General features: G+C 39.9%; 19 protein-coding genes. 7 read left to right on the top strand and 12 right to left on the bottom strand.

The features are described 5' to 3' along the window. Positions 1-96: 96 nt before the first annotated feature. The 3 genes from astE to seqA all read right to left on the bottom strand — a co-directional run bounded on the left by astE (position 97) and on the right by seqA (position 3,463). Positions 97-1,149: a succinylglutamate desuccinylase gene (gene astE, locus ACZ5WS_RS11360; RefSeq protein WP_464708671.1), complete on the bottom strand. Its 1,053-nt coding sequence runs from the start codon at positions 1,147-1,149 to the stop codon at positions 97-99. Positions 1,150-1,231: 82 nt separating this feature from the next. Further along, positions 1,232-2,869, bottom strand: coding sequence for a phosphoglucomutase (alpha-D-glucose-1,6-bisphosphate-dependent) (gene pgm, locus ACZ5WS_RS11355; RefSeq protein WP_464708670.1), 1,638 nt, complete (start codon positions 2,867-2,869; stop codon positions 1,232-1,234). Between the two features lie 9 nt (positions 2,870-2,878). After that, a complete protein-coding gene (seqA, locus tag ACZ5WS_RS11350; RefSeq protein WP_464708669.1) occupies positions 2,879-3,463 on the bottom strand; it encodes a replication initiation negative regulator SeqA in 585 nt (194 codons plus the stop codon). 485 nt (positions 3,464-3,948) lie between these two features. Between seqA and ACZ5WS_RS11345 the strand changes: the two genes are divergently transcribed. The 5 genes from ACZ5WS_RS11345 (at position 3,949) to fur (ending at position 6,480) form a co-directional block, all read left to right on the top strand. Further along, a complete protein-coding gene (locus ACZ5WS_RS11345; protein ID WP_198523218.1) occupies positions 3,949-4,716 on the top strand; it encodes an alpha/beta fold hydrolase in 768 nt (255 codons plus the stop codon). Positions 4,717-4,811: 95 nt separating this feature from the next. Then, positions 4,812-5,033: a DUF2788 domain-containing protein gene (locus tag ACZ5WS_RS11340; protein WP_008113777.1), complete on the top strand. Its 222-nt coding sequence runs from the start codon at positions 4,812-4,814 to the stop codon at positions 5,031-5,033. 2 nt (positions 5,034-5,035) lie between these two features. Beyond that, the gene (gene ybfE / locus ACZ5WS_RS11335; RefSeq protein WP_008113775.1) at positions 5,036-5,314 is read left to right on the top strand and encodes a LexA regulated protein; all 279 of its coding nucleotides are present in this window, start codon (positions 5,036-5,038) and stop codon (positions 5,312-5,314) included. A gap of 13 nt (positions 5,315-5,327) precedes the next feature. Further along, on the top strand, positions 5,328-5,855 hold the full coding sequence (fldA, locus tag ACZ5WS_RS11330) for a flavodoxin FldA (protein ID WP_008113772.1): 528 nt from the start codon (positions 5,328-5,330) through the stop codon (positions 5,853-5,855). 181 nt (positions 5,856-6,036) lie between these two features. Beyond that, complete coding sequence (gene fur / locus ACZ5WS_RS11325) at positions 6,037-6,480, top strand: ferric iron uptake transcriptional regulator (RefSeq protein ID WP_010390113.1); 444 nt, start codon at positions 6,037-6,039, stop codon at positions 6,478-6,480. Positions 6,481-6,545: 65 nt separating this feature from the next. Here the strand turns inward: fur and glnS are convergent, their stop codons facing one another. After that, the gene (gene glnS, locus ACZ5WS_RS11320) at positions 6,546-8,210 is read right to left on the bottom strand and encodes a glutamine--tRNA ligase (protein ID WP_464708668.1); all 1,665 of its coding nucleotides are present in this window, start codon (positions 8,208-8,210) and stop codon (positions 6,546-6,548) included. A gap of 216 nt (positions 8,211-8,426) precedes the next feature. Here glnS and ACZ5WS_RS11315 point away from each other — a divergent pair, with 216 nt between their 5' ends. Next, positions 8,427-9,497 (top strand): DUF3083 family protein, encoded by a 1,071-nt coding sequence (locus tag ACZ5WS_RS11315; RefSeq protein WP_464708667.1) that lies wholly within the window; start codon positions 8,427-8,429, stop codon positions 9,495-9,497. Positions 9,498-9,586: 89 nt separating this feature from the next. On the opposite strand, the gene sucD is transcribed toward ACZ5WS_RS11315, so the two are convergent. The 8 genes from sucD to sdhC all read right to left on the bottom strand — a co-directional run bounded on the left by sucD (position 9,587) and on the right by sdhC (position 19,444). After that, a complete protein-coding gene (gene sucD / locus ACZ5WS_RS11310) occupies positions 9,587-10,459 on the bottom strand; it encodes a succinate--CoA ligase subunit alpha (RefSeq protein ID WP_010390118.1) in 873 nt (290 codons plus the stop codon). Next, the gene (sucC, locus tag ACZ5WS_RS11305; RefSeq protein ID WP_008464053.1) at positions 10,459-11,625 is read right to left on the bottom strand and encodes an ADP-forming succinate--CoA ligase subunit beta; all 1,167 of its coding nucleotides are present in this window, start codon (positions 11,623-11,625) and stop codon (positions 10,459-10,461) included. Before sucC ends, sucD begins: the two co-directional genes overlap by 1 nt. A gap of 176 nt (positions 11,626-11,801) precedes the next feature. Next, a complete protein-coding gene (odhB, locus tag ACZ5WS_RS11300; protein WP_138606101.1) occupies positions 11,802-13,319 on the bottom strand; it encodes a 2-oxoglutarate dehydrogenase complex dihydrolipoyllysine-residue succinyltransferase in 1,518 nt (505 codons plus the stop codon). A 3-nt stretch (positions 13,320-13,322) separates the two neighbouring features. Next, positions 13,323-16,142, bottom strand: a complete 2,820-nt coding sequence (sucA, locus tag ACZ5WS_RS11295; RefSeq protein WP_054200999.1) for a 2-oxoglutarate dehydrogenase E1 component — start codon at positions 16,140-16,142, stop codon at positions 13,323-13,325. 86 nt (positions 16,143-16,228) lie between these two features. Further along, a complete protein-coding gene (locus ACZ5WS_RS11290) occupies positions 16,229-16,945 on the bottom strand; it encodes a succinate dehydrogenase iron-sulfur subunit (RefSeq protein WP_010390121.1) in 717 nt (238 codons plus the stop codon). Between the two features lie 10 nt (positions 16,946-16,955). Next, positions 16,956-18,728, bottom strand: a complete 1,773-nt coding sequence (gene sdhA, locus ACZ5WS_RS11285; protein WP_008112088.1) for a succinate dehydrogenase flavoprotein subunit — start codon at positions 18,726-18,728, stop codon at positions 16,956-16,958. Further along, positions 18,729-19,076, bottom strand: a complete 348-nt coding sequence (sdhD, locus tag ACZ5WS_RS11280; protein ID WP_055012091.1) for a succinate dehydrogenase, hydrophobic membrane anchor protein — start codon at positions 19,074-19,076, stop codon at positions 18,729-18,731. After that, positions 19,067-19,444, bottom strand: coding sequence for a succinate dehydrogenase, cytochrome b556 subunit (sdhC, locus tag ACZ5WS_RS11275; RefSeq protein ID WP_010390126.1), 378 nt, complete (start codon positions 19,442-19,444; stop codon positions 19,067-19,069). The genes sdhD and sdhC overlap by 10 nt, the downstream gene beginning before the upstream one ends. A 406-nt stretch (positions 19,445-19,850) precedes the next feature. Between sdhC and ACZ5WS_RS11270 the strand changes: the two genes are divergently transcribed. Further along, entirely contained in the window at positions 19,851-21,137 is a 1,287-nt protein-coding gene (locus ACZ5WS_RS11270; RefSeq protein ID WP_138606097.1) for a citrate synthase, read from the top strand. The last annotated feature ends 96 nt before the right edge of the window (positions 21,138-21,233 follow it).

Genomic DNA, 21,233 nt, shown 5'->3' with positions numbered 1-21,233 from the left:
TATTGAGCAAAAAACTGGCAAGTTAACTATACATATAATTAACCACTTATTAATCAGTTGGTTAAACTTTCATAACAAGTGGTCTGATGTGTTGAATTAGCTAAAACGACTATCCACCTGCATAGGCACAACCGTTAATAGTGCACGTTGTCCAATAGCAACTTGTGCGTTAGGAAAAATAATCGCTTCCCCTTCTACGTCCGCATAAATTGCATTATCACCATCAGTTGCTAAAAGCTCACCCTTTGCAAAGCCTGTAAAGTTCTCGGCATCATCAGAAAACGGGAAGCTAAAGTCTTGCTCTGTGCGGTTAATTGTGCGATGAACAGAAAACAACTCAAAGTCACTTGCATTAAATTTAGGGTATTCAACTTCTTTTTGACTAATTAATGCAGTTAGTGTTTGCTTGGTTTTTGCAAAGCGTGACATGTCGTTTTCACCAAAGGGTTTTACTTGGCCAAGCTCAACGGTAAACGAATCAGCCCCATGCACAAACGATGAATAGTAGCTAAACGTGGTAGCCGGTGATTTCATCATTAATACCGTATTTACTCCGCAACTCAATAAAAACTGCAGTTGCGACTTTTTCCACGGCTTGCCATGTAAAAATGGGTAAACAGCAAACTTCTCATTTTTAGAACCACGAATAGCGGTATGTAAATCATAATGACAGCGATACGTGCCCTGCTCTGAGCGTGCATAAAAATCGCTAACGTAATGTTCAAGTTTTGCTGCACGAACACGTTCGTCGTTCATCGCGATGCCATCAACAGTGTGGTGCCCATTAAATAAGCGATTTAAGTTCTCTTCTACAAAGCGTTTACCAATATTAATTGACTTAGGGTTACCAAAAATAAATAAAACCCGTTGTTGTAATTCAAGTTTTCCACTAATAATGTGTTTAATCAGTTCATCGCAAATTTCTATAGGGGCTGTCTCATTGCCATGAATGGCACTTGAAAGCACCACATTCTTTGACGTTATACAATCAGGCTCAAATTCAATTACACCGGTATCATGCACGGTTACTTGCGTATTATTACTAAGGGTAAATTGGCCTGCATCCAAATGCCATTCATGGTTTCGAGAAAGCGTTAAAAAATCACCATCTTGTTTTAATTGATTAATATATTCTGAAGTGGCTGACATCACTATAAAGCCCTTTTTGTTTTATAAATTGTAGATACAAAAACGGCTGAATAAATCAGCCGTTTTTAATTTTAATTGCAGATTAGCTAATTACTGAATCAACCAGTTTTTTAGCTTCTTTTTCTAATAAGGCTAAGTGCTCTTCGCCTTTAAATGATTCTAGATATATTTTATAAATATCTTCAGTACCTGACGGACGAGCAGCAAACCAGCCACTTTCAGTTACTACTTTTAAACCACCAATTGCCGCATTATTACCTGGCGCATGAGTAAGTTTTTGTAAAATGGCTTCACCCGCTAAGGTATCTGCTTTTACGTCATTTGCACTGAGCGCTTTTAATCGTGATTTTTGCTCAGGCGTTGCCGGCGCATCTAAACGTTTATAAAGTGGCGCACCAAACTCTTGTTCTAGCTCTTTATATAACGCAGACGGTGTTTTACCTGTAACTGCAAGAATTTCAGCGGCAAGAAGCCCCATGATAAAGCCATCTTTGTCTGTACACCAAACGCTGCCATCAAAACGTAAAAAAGCAGCACCAGCACTTTCTTCACCACCAAAAGCCAATTTACCTTTATTTAACCCCTCAACAAACCATTTAAAACCAACCGGCACTTCTTTAACTTTACGGTTATTACGCTCAGTGACTTTATCAATCATTGAGCTAGAAACGAGGGTTTTACCAATTTCAACACCGGCATCCCAGTCACGATGCGTTAGTAAATAATCAATGGCTACTGCTAAAAAGTGATTTGGATTCATTAATCCATCAGGTGTTACTATGCCATGACGGTCATAATCAGGGTCATTGCCTATCGATAGATCAAAATCATCTTTAAGGGCAATTAAATTCGCCATTGAATAAGGTGATGAGCAATCCATACGAATTTTCCCATCTTTATCAAGTGGCATAAATGCAAAACGCGGATCAACACTGTCATTTACAACGGTTAAATCTAGATTGTATTTTTTCGCAATCACTGGCCAAAAGTTGATGCCTGAACCACCTAATGGATCAATACCTACTTTAATACCAGCATCACTAATCGCTTTTAAGTTAACAATATTTTCAAGATCATTAATGTACGGTGTCATTAAATCTTCATAGCGGATAAAACCAGAACGCGACGCTTTAGCAAATGGAAACAGTTCTACTTCAACTAAGTCTTCCATTAAAAGCTGGTTGGCTCTATCTTCAATCCATTTTGTTACATCTGTATCTGCAGGACCGCCATTGGGTGGATTATATTTGAACCCGCCATCTTCAGGAGGATTATGAGACGGAGTAACGACAATGCCATCGGCCAATTCATTTGGGTGATTTTTATTATAACTAACAATAGCGTGGCTAATTACTGGTGTTGGTGTGAAGTCGCCATTTTCTTGGGTGATCACTTGCACTTCGTTAGCAACGAGTACTTCTATTGCTGAGTTAAAGGCCGCTTCGCTTAATGCGTGGGTGTCTTTACCCAAAAATAATGGGCCAAATATATCGTTTTGCTTTCTGTAATCACAAATAGCTTGGGTGATTGATAATATGTGTGATTCATTAAATTTCACATCATATGCACAACCACGGTGCCCTGAGGTGCCAAAGGCAACACAATGCTCAGGGTTTTGCTCTAGATCAGGCTCATTTAAATAATACGCAGACACTAACTTTGGTACATTCACTAAAACCGATTGTGGTGCAGTTTTCCCTGCGCCGGAATGAATTGCCATGGTATTTCCTTAAAGATAATCACGAATTTTTTCAGCTTGCTCATTGCTATAGCCCAAGCTAAGTGCAACTTCATGCAGCATCATTTTTTTACGTGTAGTATTTGAATTTGTCATCACCCAATATTCACTATCGGTGATGTTTTTAGGGTTCATACTACTACCGCTATTCACTAAGTCTTCTTTACTGGTCGCAAAATAAACACGATCGCGGCCTTTTATATCAAGCACTGCTGAAAAGTCAGTTTTGTGCGTTCGGTAAAATGCACTCAATATAAATAAGAAACGACCAACAACACCTTTTTGCATTGCCAGTTCTTCTTTATTTAAAATATTAAATACGTTTGCATTCTTTTTATTTACTGGCACTTTCGCCACAGAGGCTGGCTGTTCAACGGCTGCGACTTGTTGTTCTTCAGATGAATTAGACACACTAACGGTTTCATTTTTATGATCAGTGTCTGATTTTGTGGTGTGAATTTTTTCGCCGCTGAGATTTAATAAACGACGTAAAATAGTCGATGCACTTTCACCAATACTCTGGGTATTGCTAGCAATGTACTGATATAACTCGTCGTCTATGTCGATTTGTTTCATGTTCTTCCTGTCATTACGGGCCACATTTTTCTTTCGATATGATTATACCCAAATCACCTCAAGATGCGAGTTTCAGTTGGAATTAAAAGCGATTTAGGCAAGGCATTGATTGCAAACAATAGTCGTTCTATTGCTAAAACCAATAACGCAGTATAAATCGCTTTTAAACCAACCCTCTGGGTGTTTCACAGGAACTTACTCTCATCGTTGTTAATTTTTAAAAGGGATCACCATTGTTGCAAACTAACGCCTTGATATTAAGCCCCTGTGAAACGCTGAATTCTGCATATTGAGATGGTTTGGGTATATACCCAATCCAGTTAGAAATGCGAGTTACAACCCACGCTACCCTAAACATATAATTAATAACGATCAAATAATCAGTAAGCTAGGTATCTTTGCATCCAGCGTTTAAATAATATCTGTATTTTTTGCTTTTTTAGTTAATGCTCGGCAAACTATGCGCAAAATTATGGGAGACGTTTATGCAATTAAATTACAAACAAATTGGTCAAGGTCCTGATGTTGTTTTGATCCATGGACTGTTTGGCTCTTTAGAAAACCTTAATGTGATTGCAAAGCCATTAAGTGAACACTTTTGCGTAACCAATGTCGATTTACGTAACCACGGCCTTTCCCCACACAGTGATGAAATGGATTACCTAGCCATGGCCAATGACATTGTGGAATTAATGGCGAAATTAAAAATACAAAAAGCGCACCTTGTAGGGCATTCCATGGGCGGTAAAGTGGCTATGCAAGTTGCATTAAACCATAGCGACTTGGTCGATAAATTAGTGGTACTTGATATCGCCCCAGTTAGCTACCCGGCTCGTCATATCCAAATCATTGAGGCATTAAATGCAGTGAAAAATGCCGATATTAATGATAGAAAGCAAGCTGATTTAGTAATGCAACCGTATATAGAAGAGTTAGGTGTACGTCAATTTTTACTAAAGAGTTTATATAAAAATGATGCAGGGAAACTTGTTTGGCGATTCAATTTATCAGTACTTGATAATAAATATTCAACAATTACCGACAACATTAATGCAAATAATTCTTGTTTATGCGAAACTCTGTTTATTAAAGGTAATGACTCTGACTACATATTAGCTGAGCATCGTGAAGCAATTAATGCGCTGTTTAAAAATGTAAGTGCAAAAATCATTCATGGTGCGGGTCATTGGTTGCACGCCCAAAAACCACAGGCTGTAAACAAAGCAATCAATGATTTTTTAATGGCAATTTAAAGTTATTTTTGTGGCGTGTTTTTGATTTATCACACTAAATAATTAAAGATTTATGTGCTATAGTACGCGCCGTTTAATTTAAAGGTTATACGTCGATGGTCAGTCAGTTTATTAACGAATTTGATACCTTAGGGTTGTATTTTGGCTTAGCAGGTATTTTTATTTTTATCGGCTTGGCAATTAAAGATGTACTGAAAAGCGGCAATGTGCCTAAATTTGGTCGTTATATTGTGTGGCTGGTACTTTTTTTAGGTTGCTCTGGCTTTATTGCCAAAGGACTTATTCAGGTATTTTGGCAAGGTGCGGGTGTAGGTTAAGCATGGCCAAGTCAGAAACAGATAGAACAACGCTTGATTTATTTGAATACGAGAAACGTCCAGGTAGACCGAAAACCAATCCCCTTCCACGGGATATGCAGTTAAAGGTCAATAAACGTAATCAAATAAAAAGAGATAAAGCACGTGGTTTAAAGCGTGTTGAATTTAAAGTTTCGTCACAGTTGTATCAGGCTTTGAGTGATATGGCAGATGCACAAAATATTAGCCGTAGTGCGTTGATCGAAACAATTTTACAAGAAAGATTGGCTATTGATAGATAAAAGGTTTAAATCCATGGCAAGTGTAGGCATTTTTTTCGGAAGTGACACAGGTAACACAGAACACGTAGCAAAAATGATCCAAAAAGAATTGGGTAAAAAGCTCGTTGCTGTGCATGACATTGCAAAAAGCTCTAAAGAAGAGATTGCTGAATTTGATCTGATCTTATTCGGTATTCCAACTTGGTACTATGGCGAAGCGCAGTGTGATTGGGATGACTTTTTTCCTGAGCTTGAAGAAGTAAGCTTTGAAGGCAAACTAGTGGCTATTTTTGGCTGTGGCGATCAAGAAGACTATGCAGAATACTTCTTAGATGCAATGGGTATGATCAACGATATCGTAACAGAGCGTGGAGCTATTGTTGTTGGACATTGGCCAACAGACAGCTATGATTTTGAAGCATCAAAAGGCATGGCTGATGACAAGCATTTTGTAGGCTTAGGTATTGATGAAGACCGTCAGCCTGAACTAACCGAGCAACGCGTTAAACAATGGTGTGCTCAAGTATATGATGAAATGTGCTTAAGTGAGTTAGCAGATTAATCCCCCCTTATTATGCTAACTGTTTAAAATATTATCAAACAGTTAGCATTTTCCGCCTTAATATTGATATAGATCAATTGTTCTTTGCACTTCCTGCTAAGGCACGTTATCCTAACTATTATTGTGACGAGTACATCTTGCAAGATGTCTAGTATAACTAAATAAAATTGAGACAGATTTAATGACTGATCATAACTTGGAACTTAAAAAAGCCGGGCTAAAGGTAACTTTACCGCGTATTAAAATTTTAGAGATTCTTCAATCTCCAGATAACCAACACATAAGCGCTGAAGATGTTTACAAGGTTTTATTAGATCTAGGCGAAGAAATTGGTCTTGCGACTGTTTACCGTGTTTTAAACCAATTTGATGATGCAGGTATTGTTAGCCGTCATCATTTTGAAGGTGGCAAGTCTGTATTTGAACTTTCGGGCAGTACTCACCATGACCACTTAGTGTGTTTAAAGTGTGGTAAGGTTGTTGAGTTTGAAGATGACTTGATTGAGCGTCGTCAACTCGAGATTGCTGAAGAAAACGGTATTAAGCTAACTAACCACTCTCTTTACCTATACGGTGAGTGTGAAGATAAAGACGCATGTAAGGCGTTTGCACAAAACAACAGTTAATTTTTATTAATTGCATAAAAAAACCTGCTAAAAGCAGGTTTTTTTGTGTCTAAAATAGAACAGGATTACTTCTGATCTATTTTAGCCCATGAGTCGCGCAGACCCACAGTTTGGTTAAATACCACATTCTCTGATTTAGTATCACGTGAGAAATAACCAGTACGCTCAAACTGAAAACCTTGCGCAGGCTGTGAATTTGCCAATGAAGGTTCTAGTTTTGCATTATTAATAACAACTAATGACTCTGGGTTTAATGTGCTTTCAAAATCTTCTGCTGCTGCAGGGTTAGGCACACTAAACAGACGGTCATATAAACGCACTTCTGCTGTTACCGACTCTGGTGCAGATACCCAATGAATCACCCCTTTTACTTTACGCCCATCGCTTGGGTTTTTACCCAATGTTTCAGGATCGTAAGTACAGTAAATAGTGGTAATTTCACCGTTATCGTCTTTTTCAACACGCTCGGCTTTAATTACATAAGCGCCACGTAAACGTACTTCTTTATCAAGTACTAAACGTTTAAATTTATTGTTTGCTTCTTCGCGGAAATCTTCACGTTCAATAAAAATTTCACGGGTAAAAGGCACATCACGACGACCCATTTCTTCTTTATTTGGGTGATTAGCAACTGACAATGTTTCAACAGTGTCGGCTTGATAATTCTCAATCACGATTTTAACCGGATCAAGTACAGCCATCGCACGCGGTGCATTTTCGTTTAAATCATCACGGATACACGCTTCAAGCATACCCATTTCAACCATATTTTCTTGTTTAGTAATACCAATACGTAAACAAAACTCACGAATTGAAGCCGGTGTATAACCTCGACGACGAAGACCCGCAATCGTTGGCATACGCGGGTCATCCCACCCTTCTACCTTGTTATTTACCACTAAGTCATTAAGCTTACGCTTTGACATAATTGTGTATTCAAGGTTTAACCGTGAAAATTCAATTTGCTGTGGATGGCATTCAAGGCTGATATTATCAAGAACCCAGTCGTAAAGACGACGGTTATCTTGGAACTCTAATGTACATAATGAATGTGTTATGCCTTCAAGGGCATCAGAAATACAATGCGTGAAGTCGTACATTGGGTAAATGCACCACTTATCCGCAGTTTGGTGATGATGTGCAAAACGAACACGGTAAATAATTGGATCGCGTAGCACCATAAATGAGCTTGCCATATCAATTTTTGCGCGCAGTACACATTCGCCCTCTTTGAATTCACCATTGCGCATCTTTTCAAATAATGCGAGGTTTTCTTCAACCGAGGTATCGCGATAAGGGCTATTCTTACCTGGCTCTTTTAATGTGCCACGGTATTCACGCGCTTGATCGGCAGTTAAAAAACACACATACGCTAAACCTTTTTCAATTAACTCAACTGCATAGCCGTAAAGCACATCAAAATAGTTTGACGAATATTTAATCTCACCATCCCAATTAAACCCTAACCACTGTACGTCTTCTTTAATTGAATTAACGTAGTTAATATCTTCTTTTTCTGGGTTTGTATCGTCAAAACGAAGGTTACATAAACCGTTATAGTCTTTGGCGATACCAAAATTTAGGCAAATTGATTTTGCATGGCCAATATGTAAAAAGCCATTTGGTTCTGGTGGAAAACGGGTATGCGTTGTGGCATGTTTTCCACTTGCTAAATCTTCATCAATTCGGGTTCTAATAAAGTTACTTGGGCGATTCTCGATTTCCGCCATAGGAGTATAAACCTCTGTATATTGCGTGATAACAAAACTAATGCATTATTACAAAAACCAAGCGTAACATACAGTAATAGATACGGGTTTATGCTGGTAATTAACAAAGTTTGTTTAATAAGGGATAGTTTATGAACAAAATTTGTTTTAGCGCAATATTTAAGTCATCAAAGCATTCTATAGTATAAAAATAAACCCAACTTACAGGAACGAAAGATGGCTTCATTAAATCAACACCGTGTTTATATCCCAAGCAATGCTAGAGCAAACCATTATTTATTAGCTGAAATCACGCCAAACGATGAGTTTTATAAGAGCTTTAGTAATATTAATGCGTGTTATCAGCGTATTGCTCGCCAACTATTTGCCGCTTGTGATGAATATGAACTTCACAATGTGCATTTACTCGCCAATGATAAACTGCCGGTCGTGCGATTTCATGATGAGTCTTATCAACTTGAAACCGATAAGCAAATGTTGTTTTTCTATAACCCTCGTTACCATGAAGCACATAAACTTCATTACACCGAAGATCAGCAAAGCAAAAAGATTCGCTTACTGTTTTTAGCCACTGGGGATGATATTCGCGCTCACTCCGCCCAATTTCATAATAATGTACAAAAAGTATTGGATCTTTTACAACAGCAATTATTTGTAGAGCAACCAAGCTTTAAATTGCGTGATCATCAGCATTTGACCTATGATTTATTCGCTAAAGAAAAAGGCAATAAAGAAAGTTATGGTTATAAATTAAGAAGTTTATATCCTCGTTATCAATCAAGACAATGCGAGATACCAAGCACACACGCAGAGATGACCTATGTCACCTTCTCGGTACCGGTAACACGTAATATTAAAACGCAGTTTCAGAGCGAGGTTAACAGCCAAACTTATCAGCCGTTCTACTCACACTTTTCAAAACTATTTACCCAATTATGTGAAGACAATAAACTCACCCATGCTGCAATGGTTGCCAATGGCGCAATGCCAATAATTCGCAACAGCCAAGTTGATAGAAATGAAGGAAATGAAGAGCTACAAAAAATTAGTTTTGATATAGAAGATTCAGCACCACAAATAAAAGTATTCTTTGAAGCCGATAAATTAGTCGAAACACTGAATTTTGTCATTGTGGCAGCTGAGCATAATAAACATGAAATTGGCTATGGTCGCTTTATGAACCAAGTAGAAAAAACTATTCATGGATTATGCGATGAGTTAGCAATTAATAAGCAACGCCAAGACTTATCAGTACGCTTTTTTCAGCATATAAGTTACCCATATTAATTAAACTGAACTGTGGTTAATTAGGTATCTGAACTCTAGATAATAAAAAGGCTCGCAATTGCGAGCCTTTTTTAAAGAATAAACGCTGATTACCAGCCTGTTTTTTCTTTAAGTGCTTTACCGATATCAGCAAGTGAACGTACAGTTTTTACGCCCGCAGCTTCTAATGCAGCAAATTTCTCATCAGCAGTACCTTTACCACCAGCGATGATTGCGCCAGCGTGACCCATACGCTTACCTTCTGGTGCAGTAACACCAGCAATGTAAGAAACAACAGGTTTAGTAACGTTAGCTTTGATGTACTCTGCAGCTTCTTCTTCTGCAGTACCACCAATTTCACCAATCATTACGATTGCTTCAGTTTGTGGATCTTTTTCGAACAATTCTAGAACGTCGATAAAGTTAGTACCTGGAATTGGATCACCACCAATACCAACACAAGAAGACTGACCAAAACCAGCATCTGTAGTTTGCTTAACTGCTTCGTACGTTAAAGTACCAGAGCGAGAAACAATACCTACTTTACCAGGCTTGTGGATGTGACCAGGCATGATACCAATCTTAGTCTCACCAGGAGTGATAACACCTGGACAGTTTGGACCAATCATACGAGTACCTGTTTGATCTAGTTTAACTTTAACGTCAACCATATCAAGTGTAGGAATACCTTCAGTGATACAAACAATCAGCTCGATACCTGCATCGATAGCTTCTAAGATTGCATCTTTACAGAAAGGTGCTGGTACGTAAATCACAGATGCAGTTGCACCTGTTGCTTCTACAGCGTCACGTACTGTGTTAAATACTGGAAGACCAAGGTGCGTTTGACCGCCTTTACCTGGGCTTACACCACCAACCATTTGTGTACCGTACTCAAGCGCTTGCTCTGAGTGGAAAGTACCTTGACCACCAGTGAAACCTTGACAGATAACTTTTGTATCTTTATTGATTAATACAGACATTATTTGCCCTCCGCAGCAGCAACAACTTTTTCAGCCGCGTCTGTTAATGATTCAGCAGCGATGATGTTAAGATCAGACTTAGCAAGTACTTCACGGCCTAATTCAGCATTAGTACCTTCTAAACGTACAACTACTGGAACTGTTACACCTACTTCTTTAACTGCGCCAATGATGCCTTCAGCAATCATGTCACAACGAACGATTCCGCCGAAGATGTTAACTAAAACAGCTTTAACGTTGTCATCTGAAAGGATGATTTTGAATGCTTCAGAAACACGTTCTTTAGTCGCGCCGCCACCAACATCTAGGAAGTTAGCTGGCTTGCCACCGTGTAGGTTTACGATGTCCATAGTACCCATTGCTAGGCCTGCACCGTTAACCATACAACCTACGTTACCATCTAGGGCTACGTAGTTAAGCTCGAAGCTTGCTGCGTGAGCTTCACGTGCATCTTCTTGAGATGGATCGTGCATTTCACGGATTTTAGGTTGACGGTAAAGTGCATTACCATCGATACCAATTTTACCGTCTAGACAGTGAAGGTTACCTTCATCTGTGATTACTAGTGGGTTGATTTCAAGTAATGCGAAATCGAAATCGTTGAACATGTTGCCAAGACCCATAAAGATCTTAACGAACTGTTTCATTTGTGTTGGGTTAAGACCCAATTTAAAACCAAGCTCACGAGCTTGGTAAGCTTGAGGACCTACTAAAGGATCAATCTCAGCTTTGTGGATAAGTTCTGGTGTTTCTTCAGCAACTGTTTCAATTTCAACGCCGCCTTCAGTAGACGCCATGAACACAACTTTACGAGAAGCACGGTCAACAACAGCACCTAGGTACAGTTCGTTTGCGATATCTGTACAGCTTTCTACTAAAATTTTAGCAACTGGCTGGCCTTTCTCGTCTGTTTGGTAAGTAACTAGGTTTTTACCTAACCAGTTAGCTGCAAACGCTTTAACTTCGTCGATAGTTTTAACTAGCTTTACACCGCCAGCTTTACCACGTCCACCTGCGTGAACCTGAGTTTTAACAACCCACATATCGCCGCCAATTTTTTCAGCAGCTGCTGCAGCTTCTTCAGGTGTATCGCAAGCGAAACCTTGAGAAACTGGTAAACCATATTCGGCAAAAAGTTGTTTTGCCTGATACTCATGCAAATTCATGATGCTTTATCCAATTTTTTATATTAAAAGAGCTGAATATTTATGCAAATAAACAACTATCCCAAATTGCGTGCCTAGTATAGATCTCATGGCGCTACATGAAAACCCCAGTATGACCTTAGGCGCAAAAAAAAAGCTGTGATTTTAACTCACAGCTTATATTTCATACTACTTAATTAAACATCTAGCAGTAAACGTGTTGGATCTTCAAGTAACTCTTTAATTGTTACTAAGAAACCAACTGATTCTTTACCATCGATTTGGCGATGATCGTAAGATAACGCTAAATACATCATAGGTAAGATTTCAACTTTACCATTAACAGCCATTGGACGATCTTGGATTTTGTGCATACCTAAGATTGAAGACTGCGGTAAGTTAATGATTGGTGTTGATAGTAATGAGCCGAATACACCACCGTTAGTAATAGTGAAATTACCGCCAGTCATGTCGTCAAGTGTTAGCTTGCCATCACGACCTTTAAGAGCTAGTTCACGAATACCTTTTTCGATTTCTGCAACTGATAATTTGTCACAATCTTTAAGTACTGGCGTTACTAAGCCACGTGGCGTAGAAACAGCAATACTGATGTCGAAATAGTTGTGATAAACAATATCATCGCCATCAATTGATGCATTTACATCTGGGAAACGCTTTAACGCTTCAGTTACCGCTTTCACATAGAAAGACATGAAACCTAAACGGATACCGTGACGCTTTTCAAATACTTCTTGGTACTGCTTACGAAGATCCATTATTGGCTTCATATTAACTTCGTTAAACGTGGTTAACATTGCAGTTGAGTTTTTCGCTTCAAGAAGACGATTAGCAATGGTTTTACGTAAACGTGTCATAGGCACACGTTTTTGAGTACGGTCACCCATTGGTGCTGCTGGTGCTGCTTCTGCTTTTGCTGCTGGAGCAGGTGCTTTTAAGAATTGATCAACATCTTCTTTAGTCACACGGCCATTTTTACCTGAACCTTTGATTTTTGAAGCATCAAGGCCTTTCTCAGCAATTAAACGACGAACTGATGGCGTTAGCACATCTGAACTATCGCTTGAGCTTTCTTCTTTGGCTGCTGGTGCATTCGCTTTAGCTTCAGATTTAGCTGGTGCAGCGCCTGCTTTTACCTTACCAATTACTTGCTCACCAAGAACGGTATCGCCTTCGTCATGGATTATTTCACCCATAACGCCGTCTTCTTGGGCAACAACTTCAAGTACAACTTTATCTGTTTCGATATCTACCAAGTTTTGGTCACGTGTTACCGCGTCACCTGGTTGAACATGCCAAGTAGCAATTGTTGCATCTGCAACTGATTCTGGAAGTACAGGTACTTTAATATCCACTTCTTTACCTTCTGATGCTGGTGCTGATTGCGCCGCAGGCGCGTCTTCTGATTTATCTGATGCTGAGTCATCTTCTTTTGACTCTTTAGTTGCCGGTGCTTCATCTGCATCGCCAATTAAACCGATCACTTGGTCACCAAGTACCGTAGCACCCTCTTCTTGTGAAATTTCAGTGATTACACCATCGTTTTGTGCAACCACTTCTAAAACCACTTTGTCTGTTTCAATATCTACTAAGTTTTGGTCACGGCTTACTTTGTCGCCAACACTTACATGCCATGTAGCAACGGAAGCATCTGCAACCGACTCAGGAAGAACAGGAACTTTAATCTCTGTGCTCATTGCTTATCCTTTCTTTTCTATAGTAAGCGCGTCGGCAACGAGCGCTTGTTGTTCTTTAGTATGTACTGACATATAACCACATGCAGGTGATGCTGAAGCTTTACGACCAGCATATTTTAATTTTGCATCTTGTGGAATTGCATCAATAAAGTGATGTTGAGAACAATACCAAGCACCTTGGTTTTGCGGCTCTTCCTGACACCATACAAAATCAGTAACATGCTGATAACGCTCAATAATCGTCTTCATTTCGTCATGTGGGAACGGGTATAGCTGTTCAACACGAACAATAGCAATGTTGTCTTGCTCAAGTTTACGACGTTCTTGCAATAATTCGTAGTAAACTTTACCACTACAAAATACAACACGTTCTACTTTCTTAGCATCAATATCATCAATTTCATCGATCACATTGTGGAATACGCCCTCTGATAGTTCTTCAAGCGATGATGTAGCTAATGGGTGACGAAGCAATGATTTTGGCGTCATAACAATCAATGGGCGACGAAGAGGTCTAACCGATTGACGACGAAGCATTGCATAAACTTGTGCCGGTGTAGATGGTACACATACTTGCATATTATGATCAGCACACAGCTGTAAAAAGCGCTCAAGACGTGCAGAGCTATGCTCAGGGCCTTGGCCTTCATAACCATGTGGTAGCAAACATGTCAGGCCACATAAACGACCCCACTTTTGCTCACCTGAACTTAAGAATTGGTCAAAAACAACTTGTGCACCATTGGCGAAATCACCAAATTGCGCTTCCCATAAAACAAGTGAGGTCGGCTCTGCTGTTGCATAACCATATTCAAACGCTAATACCGCTTCTTCAGATAGCACCGAATCAAATACTTCAAACGTACCTTGATCTTCACTAATGTTTTGTAGTGGTAAGTATGTTGCACCGTCTTGTTGACCGTGAACAACAGCATGGCGATGGAAGAAGGTACCACGGCCAGAGTCTTGACCTGTTAGGCGAATGTCAGTGCCCTCAGCTGCAATAGTTGCATACGCTAAAGTTTCTGCCATACCCCAATCAAGTGCTTTTTCACCAGCTGCCATAGCTTTACGATCATCGTATATTTTCTTAACACGAGATTGCGCTTTGTGATCTTCAGGGTAGCTTGCGACAATGTTACCGAGCTCTTTGAGTTTCTCTACAGAAACGCTCGCGTCGTAGTCAACATTCCAATCATGACCAACGTATTTAGCCCAATCAGAAGAATGTGACGTTTCTGGTTGAATTTCTTCAACTACGCAGTTGCCATCATCTAAGCCATTACGATAATCATCAGCAAGTGCTTTCACTTCGTTTTCTGTGAAAGAACCTTCCGAAATTAACTGATCTGCATAGATTAAGCGAGGAACTGGGTGTTTTTTAATTTTTTGATACATAACAGGCTGTGTAGCATTAGGCTCATCAGCTTCGTTATGACCATGACGACGATAACAAACAAGGTCAATCACAACATCACGTTTAAACTGGTTTCTGAAATCAAGCGCTAATTGCGTAACAAACGCAACCGCTTCAGGATCATCAGAGTTTACATGGAAGATTGGTGATTGAACCATTTTTGCAATATCAGTACAGTAATCAGTAGAGCGTACATCGTCTTGCTTGCTTGTTGTAAAACCAACTTGGTTATTAACAACAATACGAATGCTACCACCACAACTAAATGCATTAGTTTGTGATAAGTTAAACGTTTCTTGTACTACACCCTGACCTGCGATTGCAGAGTCGCCGTGAATAGTAATAGGAAGTGCTTTGCTGCCCGTTTTGTCGTTTAGACGATCAAGGCGTGCGCGCACAGACCCCATAACCACAGGATTTACGATTTCTAAGTGCGATGGGTTAAACGCAAGTGCCATGTGCACATTGCCACCTTTGGTCGCGAAATCTGAAGAGTAACCCATGTGATACTTAACATCACCAGAGCTTAAAGTATCTTTGTGTTTACCAGCAAATTCATCAAATAATTCTGATGGATTTTTACCAAGTACATTCACAAGTACGTTCAAGCGTCCGCGGTGAGCCATGCCGATTACGGCTTCTTTTTGGCCACTTTCACCCGCGCGGTGTATAAGCTCTTTAAGCATAGGAACTAACGCATCGCCACCTTCAAGTGAGAAACGCTTAGCACCCGGGAACTTAGCCCCTAAATATTTTTCAAGACCATCAGCCGCTGTCAATCCTTTAAGGATGCGTAGCTTTTCATTTTTATCGAATTGTGGCCTAGACTGAACAGACTCTAAACGCTGTTGTAACCAACGTTTTTCTTCTGTTGATGTGATGTGCATATACTCTGCGCCAATAGAACCACAATATGTAGTTTTTAGTGCTTGGTATAACTCACCTAAAGGCATAGTATCGCGGCCTACGGCAAACGATCCTACGTTAAATTCGCGGTCAAAGTCAGCATTTGATAAGTCGTGGTACTCTAGCTCTAAATCTCGTACACGTTCGCGTTGCCAAATACCTAGTGGATCTAGGTTTGCATTTTGGTGTCCACGAAAACGGAAAGCATTAATAAGTTGCAGAACTTTAACCTGTTTAAGGTCACCGCCACTGCCCTCTGCTACCACTACTTCTCTATGCTTGTTTTTAGCAAGCGCCGCAAATTGTGAACGAACTTCTGAATGTTTTACTTCAACATCCACACCATCTACTTTTGGTAATTGTTCGAACACTTCTCGCCATTCTTCTGGCACCGAAGTCGCATCGTCTAAATACGCTTCATAAAGCTCTTCAACATAAGCAACGTTACCGCCGTTTAAATGTGAAGATTCTAGCCATGCCTTCATCACACCTTCGTGCATTTATAAGCCCTTTTTTTTAGCGCAGAAATTAATAGTTATATAACAAGATGGCTAATAAATATTAGCCATCTTTCGTCTACTTGAAATTAAACCGAGCGGTTTAATAACATAGATTTTATTTGCCCAATTGCTTTAGTAGGGTTAAGACCCTTAGGACAAACGCTAACACAGTTCATGATACTGTGGCAACGGAACACACTGAATGCATCGTCTAAGTCAGCTAAACGCTCTTCTGTTGCAGTATCTCGGCTATCAGCTAAGAAACGGTAAGCATGAAGAAGGCCTGCTGGACCTATAAACTTATCTGGATTCCACCAGAAAGAAGGACACGATGTAGAACAACATGCACATAAAATACACTCATAAAGCCCATCTAATTTATCACGTTCTTCGATAGATTGAAGACGTTCGCCTGCAGCAGGCTCGTCATTTATTAGATACGGTTTTACTTTTTCGTATTGAGTGTAGAACTGACTCATGTCAATAACAAGGTCACGAACAACAGGAAGTCCCGGTAATGGACGTACTACGATTTTACCTTTGCCATTTTTTTGTAGCGTAGATAAAGGAGTAATACATGCTAAGCCGTTCTTACCATTCATGTTTACACCGTCTGAACCACACACGCCTTCACGGCATGAACGACGGAATGATAGTGTAGGATCTTGCTCTTTTAATAATAAAAGTGCATCCAATACCATCATGTCTTGGCCTTCCTCAGTTTGCAAAGTGTATTCTTGCATACGAGGTGCGTTGTCAACATCCGGATTGTAACGATAAACTGAAAATTGTACTTGTGCCATCGTCTCGCTCCTAGTAGGTACGTGCTTTAGGTGGGAATGCTTCACGTAGCTTGGGCTCGTAGTTTACTTTACGCTTGCTCATTTCATCCGTTACCGGATTAAATACTGAGTGACATAACCAGTTTTCGTCATCACGATCTGGGAAGTCAAAGCGAGAGTGTGCACCACGGCTTTCAGTACGGAAGTTTGCAGCTACTGCAGTTGAGTAAGCTGTTTCCATTAAGTTGTCTAATTCTAAACATTCAATACGCATGGTGTTGAAGTCTGATGATTTATCATCAAGACGTGCATGCTGTAAGCGTTCACGAATTTCTTTAAGCTCAGTAAGACCAGTTGCCATTGAGTCACCTTCACGGAATACCGAGAAGTTAAGCTGCATACACTGCTGTAGGTCTTTCTTGATTTGTACTGGGTCTTCGCCTTGACCAACTGTTGAACTTTCCCAACGGTTAAATCGAGCTAAAGACGCTTCTAAATCAGACTCAGAAGCCGCTTTAGAAATTTCAACGTCATTTAGGTATTTACCTAAGAAGTTACCAGCAGCACGGCCAAATACAACTAAATCAAGTAATGAGTTACCACCTAAGCGGTTAGCACCGTGAACAGATACACATGCAATCTCACCAACAGCAAATAAACCCTGTACCACTTTTTCGTTACCAGCGGCATCGATATTAAGTACTTGACCATTTACGTTAGTTGGCACACCACCCATCATGTAGTGACATGTTGGGATAACTGGAATTGGTTCTTTTGCAGGATCAACGTGAGCAAATGTTTTAGCAAGGTCGCATACACCTGGAAGACGTAAATTAAGCGTTTCTTCGCCTAAGTGGTCAAGTTTCAACTTAAGGTGAGGACCCCAAGGACCATCACAACCACGACCTTCACGAATTTCTGTCATCATTGAACGAGCAACAACGTCACGAGATGCTAAATCTTTAGCATTTGGTGCATAGCGCTCCATGAAGCGTTCGCCATCTTTATTTAAAAGATAACCACCTTCACCACGACAACCTTCGGTTACTAGCGTACCAGCACCTGCAATACCTGTCGGATGGAACTGCCACATTTCCATGTCTTGCATAGAAATACCAGCACGAGTCGCCATACCAACACCGTCACCAGTGTTGATGTGAGCATTAGTTGTTGATGCAAAAATACGACCTGCACCACCAGTAGCTAACACAACTGCTTTAGATTTGAAGAAAGTGATTTCACCTGTTTCAATTTCAATCGCTGTACAGCCTACTACATCACCATTATCGTTTTTAACTAAATCAAGTGCATACCATTCAGAGAATACATTTGTTTTATTTTTAACGTTTTGTTGATAAAGAAGGTGTAATAATGCGTGACCAGTACGGTCAGCTGCTGCTGCGGTACGTGCAGCTTGTTCACCACCAAAGTTTTTCGATTGACCACCGAAAGGACGTTGGTAAACACGGCCATTTTCAAAACGAGAAAATGGTAAGCCCATGTTCTCTAATTCAGTAATAGCTTCTGGGCCTGTATTACACATGTATTCGATAGCGTCTTGGTCACCGATAAAATCGGAACCTTTAACGGTATCATACATATGCCATTCCCAGTTATCTTCATGCGAATTACCTAACGCTACTGTAATACCACCTTGAGCAGATACAGTGTGTGAGCGTGTCGGAAAAACTTTAGAGATTAGTGCACATGTTTTGCCAGATTCAGTAATAGCAAGAGCAGCGCGCATACCTGCACCACCGGCACCGATTACTACGGCGTCAAATTCACGAACAGAATATTTCACTTAAACACCCCATAAAACGATTAAACCTACAGCTACGTAAGCAACAGCCATTAGGTTTAGTACAAAGCCTAAGAAAGCACGCAATTTAGCGCCCTTTACATAGTCGGTTAGAACCTGCCAAAGGCCGATACGGGTATGAACCATAATGCAAACTAGGGTGATTAATGTCGCCCCTTTCATTGCTAGGTTAGAGAATAGGCCTGTCCAGGCGTCATATGTGACTTCTGGCATTGCTAAAAAATAGCCAATAATAAAAATTGCATATGCACTGATTATTAATGCCGTTGTGCGTAGAGATACAAAATCTTGTACGCCATCACGTTTAAGAGTTGCTTGATTTAAGACCATATCCACACCCCTGCCAATACAGCAAACACAACGCCAAGTGCCATTGCAATTTTAGCGCTAGTGTTGCCTGATTCAAGTTCTTCCCAATGCCCCATATCCATAATGATGTGACGGATACCACCGATAAGGTGATAACCCAATACAGAAAGGGTGCCCCAAGCTATAAATTTGGCAATGAATCCGTTAAACAGACCCTTGACGAATTCAAAACCTTCAGCTGAAGAAAGAGACTCTGACCAAGCCCAAATGACAAACGTTAAAGCAAAAAATAATGCAACACCGGTGACGCGGTGAAAAATTGAAGCTTTAGCCGTTGCCGGCATAGATATAGTTGTTAGATCTAGATTTACAGGTCTTTGCTTTTTCACAGTTACTTGCCCATCTTGCCCGCAGTGGGGCTCATCTACTTGTTTTTCTAAAACCCACCAAATGTTTCTGGTGGAACTATCAAAATAAACGTATTAATACTAATAAAGTTCACTTTTTATGAAAAATATTATGTAAAAAAAAGTTTACCCAAATACAAATCGGTTAAAAACCTCCGTTAGTATATATAGCCGGAGGCTCTTTTACAATTCTTGTTTACTTTGAGTCGTTTGCGAATTAGCCAATGGTATAATATTCAATCTATACCGAATATTTATTATACATATATGCATAATACTTATAAAAATTGACTTTAACCCCCTCTTTCACGTTAAAATGTAAAGATGTGCTTAGAATAGATTTTAGAATATAAAAATCAGAATAGTTATCTTAATAGGAGATACATAGATGGCAGATAAGAAAGCCACAGTCCATATTGATGGGCTAGATCCAATCGAACTTCCAATTTATCAAGGTACTGCTGGCCAAGATGTAATTGATGTACGTACACTCGGCTCACATGGTCACTTTACTTATGATCCAGGTTTCATGTCGACTGGTTCTTGTGAATCTACCATCACTTACATCGATGGTGGTAAAGGTGTTTTACTACACCGTGGTTACCCAATCGAGCAGTTAGCAGAAAGCTCTAACTACATTGAGTTATGTTACTTACTATTAAATGGTGAGTTACCAACTAAAGAGCAGTACGATGATTTTGCTACAAAAATCACTCGTAGCACCATGCTAGATGAGAAAATAGCAAACTTCTTCCAAGGTTTCCGCTTTGATGCTCACCCAATGGCAATGCTTTGTGGTGTGGTTGGTGCTTTATCTTCTTTTTACCATGAAGATCTTGATATCACAGACGCAGTTCAACGTAAAACAAGCGCTATTAAATTAGTTGCTAAGTTACCAACAATTGCAGCAATGGCATACAAAACAAACATCGGTCAACCGTTTGTATACCCACGCAATGATTTAAGCTATGCAGAAAACTTCTTACACATGATGTTCTCTGTGCCTGCTGAAGAATACAAAGTAAACCCAGTAACAGCTAAAGCAATGGATAAAATCTTCATGCTTCATGCTGACCACGAACAAAATGCTTCAACGTCAACAGTACGTTTAGCAGGTTCTTCTGGTGCTAACCCTTATGCATGTATTGCTGCTGGTATTGCATCACTTTGGGGCCCTGCTCACGGCGGTGCTAACGAAGCATGTTTAAACATGTTAGAAGAAATTGGCTCAGTTGATCGCATTGACGAATACGTAGCAAAAGCAAAAGATAAAGCGGACCCGTTCCGTCTTATGGGCTTTGGACACCGTGTTTACAAAAACTTCGATCCACGTGCAACAGTAATGCGTCAAACGTGTCATGAAGTGTTAGAAGAGCTAAACATTCAAGATCCATTGCTTGATATCGCAATGAAGCTTGAGCAAATTGCACTTGAAGACCCGTACTTTGTTGAGAAGAAGCTTTACCCTAACGTAGATTTTTACTCAGGTATTATCTTAAAAGCGATTGGTATTCCTACAAGTATGTTCACTGTAATTTTTGCAATGGCACGTACTGTAGGTTGGATCTCACACTGGGATGAGATGCTTTCTCAACCTGGCCACAAGATCAGCCGCCCACGTCAGCTTTACACAGGTGAAACAGCCCGTGATTACAAAGCAACTGACAAGCGCTAAGCTGTAAAGTTAGCTTTAAAAGGCCGCTATTGCGGCCTTTTTTATTACATGTTACTTGAGAATTATCTTAAACCGATTACAATTCCTGCCCGAATT

Source organism: Pseudoalteromonas sp. 11L1, from assembly GCF_055397545.1.
The sequence above is the reverse complement of the archived record's forward strand: the minus strand, read 5'-3'. Positions and strand labels throughout refer to the sequence as shown.

Excerpts from the sequence above, each read along its gene's own strand:
- astE (WP_464708671.1), bottom strand. The coding sequence starts at position 1,149 with ATGTCAGCCACTTCAGAATATATTAATCAATTAAAACAAGATGGTGAT.
- pgm (WP_464708670.1), bottom strand. The coding sequence starts at position 2,869 with ATGGCAATTCATTCCGGCGCAGGGAAAACTGCACCACAATCGGTTTTA.
- seqA (WP_464708669.1), bottom strand. The coding sequence starts at position 3,463 with ATGAAACAAATCGACATAGACGACGAGTTATATCAGTACATTGCTAGC.
- ACZ5WS_RS11345 (WP_198523218.1), top strand. The coding sequence starts at position 3,949 with ATGCAATTAAATTACAAACAAATTGGTCAAGGTCCTGATGTTGTTTTG.
- ACZ5WS_RS11340 (WP_008113777.1), top strand. The coding sequence starts at position 4,812 with ATGGTCAGTCAGTTTATTAACGAATTTGATACCTTAGGGTTGTATTTT.
- ybfE (WP_008113775.1), top strand. The coding sequence starts at position 5,036 with ATGGCCAAGTCAGAAACAGATAGAACAACGCTTGATTTATTTGAATAC.
- fldA (WP_008113772.1), top strand. The coding sequence starts at position 5,328 with ATGGCAAGTGTAGGCATTTTTTTCGGAAGTGACACAGGTAACACAGAA.
- fur (WP_010390113.1), top strand. The coding sequence starts at position 6,037 with ATGACTGATCATAACTTGGAACTTAAAAAAGCCGGGCTAAAGGTAACT.
- glnS (WP_464708668.1), bottom strand. The coding sequence starts at position 8,210 with ATGGCGGAAATCGAGAATCGCCCAAGTAACTTTATTAGAACCCGAATT.
- ACZ5WS_RS11315 (WP_464708667.1), top strand. The coding sequence starts at position 8,427 with ATGGCTTCATTAAATCAACACCGTGTTTATATCCCAAGCAATGCTAGA.
- sucD (WP_010390118.1), bottom strand. The coding sequence starts at position 10,459 with ATGTCTGTATTAATCAATAAAGATACAAAAGTTATCTGTCAAGGTTTC.
- sucC (WP_008464053.1), bottom strand. The coding sequence starts at position 11,625 with ATGAATTTGCATGAGTATCAGGCAAAACAACTTTTTGCCGAATATGGT.
- odhB (WP_138606101.1), bottom strand. The coding sequence starts at position 13,319 with ATGAGCACAGAGATTAAAGTTCCTGTTCTTCCTGAGTCGGTTGCAGAT.
- sucA (WP_054200999.1), bottom strand. The coding sequence starts at position 16,142 with ATGCACGAAGGTGTGATGAAGGCATGGCTAGAATCTTCACATTTAAAC.
- ACZ5WS_RS11290 (WP_010390121.1), bottom strand. The coding sequence starts at position 16,945 with ATGGCACAAGTACAATTTTCAGTTTATCGTTACAATCCGGATGTTGAC.
- sdhD (WP_055012091.1), bottom strand. The coding sequence starts at position 19,076 with ATGGTCTTAAATCAAGCAACTCTTAAACGTGATGGCGTACAAGATTTT.
- ACZ5WS_RS11270 (WP_138606097.1), top strand. The coding sequence starts at position 19,851 with ATGGCAGATAAGAAAGCCACAGTCCATATTGATGGGCTAGATCCAATC.